We start from the raw sequence: 613 nt of genomic DNA on the forward strand, positions 1-613 counted from the left end.
GCAGGAATGCCTGCGGATCGGTGGCTCTGTGAGGAGACCGTCCGGAGGGTGAGGTCGGGTCGGAGGGGGGACGTGCCTCGGACAACGCGACGGCAGGCAGTGGGCACTCGGCGGCGGGGACACCGATACCACGCAGCACGAAGGCCTGGACGACCTCGATCGCTGCCTGCCGCTCGCCGGGGTCGGTGGGCAGGTACTGTCCCGCAAGGGCCGAGAGGACCAGCGAGACCAGCGCCAGCGAGTTCTGCCGCGGGATTCGGTCCTGTTCCATGGCCTCCTCCAGGATGTGGAAGAGGATGTGCTCGACGATGCCGGCATGGTCCCTCAGGTGGCTCGCGCTGGAGGCCGAGACCATGGAACGGAGGTCCAGGTGGGAGGCCAGGTGGAAATGGCCCCGCAACTCCAGGTGGGCGCGGATGTAGATGCGCAACTGTTCGATGACGTCGTCGGTTCCCTCCAGGGCCTGGGTGAGGGCCTCGGCGAAGCCGGAGGTGGCGTGGCGCATGAAGGCCAGGAGCAGGGACTCCTTGTCGGCGAAGTGGTTGTACACGGCCGTGCGGCCCACCTCGGCTCGGAGCGCGATCTGGGACATCGTGATCGTGTCGAAGGACTG

1 protein-coding gene is annotated in these 613 nt (G+C 67.7%); it reads right to left on the reverse strand.

Going from position 1 to position 613, the window contains the following annotated elements; all coding sequences use genetic code 11:
- The coding region (locus FK530_RS24840; RefSeq protein WP_231706796.1) for a TetR/AcrR family transcriptional regulator at positions 1 to 592 on the reverse strand (592 nt) is incomplete at its 3' end.
- Positions 593 to 613 lie beyond the last annotated feature (21 nt).

It is taken from the genome of Tsukamurella conjunctivitidis, from assembly GCF_007858475.1.
In the GTDB taxonomy this organism is placed as follows: Bacteria; Actinomycetota; Actinomycetes; order Mycobacteriales; family Mycobacteriaceae; genus Tsukamurella; species Tsukamurella conjunctivitidis.